This is a genomic window from Burkholderia sp. HMSC10F09, assembly GCF_001806955.1.
Lineage (GTDB): Bacteria > Pseudomonadota > Gammaproteobacteria > Burkholderiales > Burkholderiaceae > Burkholderia > Burkholderia multivorans.
Window position 1 is genome coordinate 1 of sequence record NZ_KV786849.1, and the last position, 2626, is coordinate 2626.

The following is a 2626-nucleotide window of genomic DNA, read 5'->3' on the forward strand; positions in this document are numbered from 1 at the left end:
CGCGCGCTCCGGCTGCGCGGCAGCCGCCGACACGCTGGGCGCGGCCGCAGCCGAACGCTGACGCGCGCGTGTCGAAGAACGGTCGGAACGGGAACGAGAGCGCGGCGTGGTAACGGATTCGGTCATGGCAATCGGATAGCGAGGCCCGCGCGGCGCGGACCCGCATGTCGAACGGAATCGGTGGCCGGCCATTGTCGCACGACCTGTCACTTATTCATCGCCCGACGCGCCCTGCCCGTCGTCGAAGCGCGTCACCCCCGGCAGCGCGCGCAGTTTGTCGCAAATCGCGCGAAATTCAAGATCCGATACGCGCGCCAGCGCAATGCGCACGTCGTCGTGTTCGCCGGTTTCGTCCGCGCGCTGCACGATGAACTGCTTCACGCGCGCGCTATCGGGGCCCAGCGCCGCATGCAGCGAATCGAAGGTCAGCGTGCCGCCCAGCACCGTCAACGCGAGCTGGCGCCGCTGCCGCACCGTGAAGTAGCGCCGCTCGAGCGGCTTGAGGCCCGCCAGAATGATCAGGATGATGATCGTCGCGGCAATCGCCCCGACGTACAGCCCGCCGCCGACCGCGAGCCCCACCGCCGCGACCGACCACAGGCTCGCGGCCGTCGTCAGCCCGCGCACGATCTCGCCGCGCAGCAGGATCGACCCCGCGCCGAGAAAGCCGATCCCCGACACGACCTGCGCGGCCATCCGCGACGGATCGAGCTCGACATGTTCGCGGCCGAGCACGTCCGCGAAGCCGAACGCCGACACGATCATGATCAGCGCCGAGCCGACGCACACCAGCATGTGCGTACGCAGCCCCGCCGCCCACGACAGCCGTTCGCGCTCGAAGCCGATCACGCTGCCGAGCGCCGCGGCAAGCACAAGCCGCATCACGAGTTCAAGGTTGCCTAGCATCGTATTTATCTCCTTTTTATGGTGCCGGCCGCGCGGAATGTTTTATCCTTGGGCCCGGTCGCGCCGATTCGGGCCGCGCCGACACGAATCGATCCCAGCGCACAACCCCGCCATGTCCGTTTCCGACTCCGCATCCGCCCAGGCCGCCCAATTGCGCCACCACTTCGCGCACGTCGTCTTGCCGATCTGGCGAGGTTCAGGGTTCGACCATACATTACGTTTGCCGTTCGAGGCCGTCGATCCGGCCACGCATGCGCCGCTGCCCGTCACGCGCTATCGCGCGATGGCCTGTGCGCGGCAGCTGTTCGTGTTCGCGCAGGCCGGCGATGCCGCGCACGCGGCCGTGCTGTTCGACACGCTGCGCAGCCGCTTCCGCGACGCGCAGCACGGCGGCTGGTTCTACAGCGTCGATGCGCACGGCGCACCGCTCGACACGACGAAGGATCTGTACACGCACGCATTCGTCGTCTTCGCGTGCGCCGCATGGTATGCGGCATCGGGCGACAGCGACGCGCGCACGGTTGCCGAGGAGACGGCCGCGCTGATTCAGGACCGCTTTGCGCCGCAGCCGGGCGACGCGCTGCTCGACGCCGCGCGCGCGGCCGACTTCTCGTCGTCGGGCAGCGGCGCGCTGCAGAATCCGCTGATGCATCTGACCGAAGCATGGCTCGCGGCCGCCGACGCATTCGGCGATACCGCATTCGACGATGCGCTGGCACGCACCGCAGCGGCCGTCGAACGCACGTTCGTCGATCCGGCGACCGGCTGCATCGCCGAACTGCCGCTCGGCGCGGCCGACAACCGTTTCGAGCCCGGCCATCAGTTCGAATGGTTTTATCTGGTCGATGCGGCCGGCGCACGGCTCGCGCAAACGACGCTCCGCGACGCGCTCACGCGCGCGTTCGCGTTCGCGGAACGACACGGCGTCGATCCGCAGACGGGCGGCGTCTGCGCGGCGCTCGACGCACAAGGCGCCTGCATCGACGGCACGCAGCGGATCTGGGCGCAGACCGAATACCTGCGCGCGTTGGCAACGCACGGCGGCACGCCGGCGTCCGCGCCGCTCGCGACGCAGATCGCGCGCTTCGCCGCGCGCTTCCTGCATCCGCGCGGCTGGTTCGAATGCAAGACGGCCGACGGCCAGGTGTCGCGCGCCGACATGCCGTCGACGACGCCGTACCACCTCGCGACCGCTTACGCGGCGCTGCCGACCGGCGCGTAACGCGGCTCGGCGGCCGACGTCGCGATGCGCGGCGCATACGCCCCGCGCGCGTCGCCGAGCTCGAAGACCGACACCGCGCGCATCAGCTGCGCGGTCTGTTCGTTCAGCGACGCCGCAGCCGCGGCGACTTCCTCGACCAGCGCGGCGTTCTGCTGCGTCAGCTGATCCATCTGCGTGACGGCCTGATTCACCTGCTCGATGCCGGACGTCTGCTCGACCGACGCGGCCGTGATCTCGGACATCGTCTGCACGACGCGCGTGATCGACTCCGACACGGTGCGCATCGCGTCGCCCGCACGTTCGACGAGTTCCGCGCCGCCGTTGATCTGCGCGACCGATTCCTCGATCAGCGCCTTGATCTCCTTCGCGGACTGCGCGCTGCGCTGCGCGAGCGAGCGCACTTCGCCGGCGACGACCGCGAACCCGCGGCCCTGCTCGCCGGCGCGCGCCGCCTCGACCGCCGCATTGAGCGCGAGGATGTTGGTCTGGAACGCGATG

The 2626-nt window shown here is 69.8% G+C and carries 3 protein-coding genes; 1 reads left to right on the forward strand and 2 read right to left on the reverse strand.

What is annotated here, in order from left to right; all coding sequences use genetic code 11:
- Positions 1-210 precede the first annotated feature (210 nt).
- Positions 211-906 (reverse strand): MgtC/SapB family protein, encoded by a 696-nt coding sequence (locus tag HMPREF3115_RS22535; protein WP_006407913.1) that lies wholly within the window; start codon positions 904-906, stop codon positions 211-213.
- A gap of 112 nt (positions 907-1018) precedes the next feature.
- Here HMPREF3115_RS22535 and HMPREF3115_RS22540 point away from each other — a divergent pair, with 112 nt between their 5' ends.
- Positions 1019-2128 (forward strand): AGE family epimerase/isomerase, encoded by a 1110-nt coding sequence (locus HMPREF3115_RS22540; protein ID WP_070556150.1) that lies wholly within the window; start codon positions 1019-1021, stop codon positions 2126-2128.
- Here HMPREF3115_RS22540 and HMPREF3115_RS32720 read toward each other — a convergent pair.
- Positions 2101-2626 (reverse strand): methyl-accepting chemotaxis protein (locus tag HMPREF3115_RS32720; RefSeq protein WP_256276366.1); only part of this gene is annotated, 526 nt, incomplete at its 5' end. The genes HMPREF3115_RS22540 and HMPREF3115_RS32720 overlap by 28 nt on opposite strands.